The 651-nt window shown below is 48.5% G+C and carries 2 tRNA genes and 2 rRNA genes; all 4 read right to left on the reverse strand.

From position 1 onward, the window contains the following. Positions 1-98: ribosomal RNA gene (locus BVU99_RS08825) — 23S ribosomal RNA — on the reverse strand; the annotation flags it as partial. A 207-nt stretch (positions 99-305) separates the two neighbouring features. Next, positions 306-381: transfer RNA gene (locus tag BVU99_RS08830), tRNA-Ala, on the reverse strand. A gap of 38 nt (positions 382-419) precedes the next feature. Then, positions 420-496: transfer RNA gene (locus tag BVU99_RS08835), tRNA-Ile, on the reverse strand. A gap of 74 nt (positions 497-570) precedes the next feature. Further along, a 16S ribosomal RNA gene (locus BVU99_RS08840) occupies positions 571-651 on the reverse strand; the annotation flags it as partial.

The raw sequence follows: 651 nt of genomic DNA on the forward strand, positions 1-651 counted from the left end.
CGGTTCATATCACCTTACCGACGCTTTTCGCAGATTAGCACGCCCTTCATCGCCTCTGACTGCCTAGGCATCCACCGTGTACGCTTAGTCACTTAACCTCACAACCCGAAGATGTTTCCATCGTTCGCGCTGCAAACATTTGAGAGACTCTATGACAGGTTACTCTTCATCCCAATACGTCTACGGAGGGATAAATTTCAGCCGTCATGTTTCAATTTTCAGCTTGTTCCAGATTGTTAAAGAGCAAAATACTTCGCAGCATACTGTCGCCAATATACTCTGAAGTATTGAAATACCGGACTATATGGTGGAGCTAAGCGGGATCGAACCGCTGACCTCCTGCGTGCAAGGCAGGCGCTCTCCCAGCTGAGCTATAGCCCCATACAGTCACGTGCAGTACCTTTTCCACTTCGAAGAAGTGGTAGGCCTGAGTGGACTTGAACCACCGACCTCACCCTTATCAGGGGTGCGCTCTAACCACCTGAGCTACAAGCCTATAAAGGTATTTCTGCTCGTTACTTTCTATCAGACAATCTGTGTGAGCACGCCACTCGAATCAATATCTTTAGGTAAGGAGGTGATCCAACCGCAGGTTCCCCTACGGTTACCTTGTTACGACTTCACCCCAGTCATGAATCACAAAGTGGTAAG

This window comes from Serratia sp. OLAL2 (assembly GCF_002752475.1).
In the GTDB taxonomy this organism is placed as follows: domain Bacteria; phylum Pseudomonadota; class Gammaproteobacteria; order Enterobacterales; family Enterobacteriaceae; genus Serratia; species Serratia bockelmannii.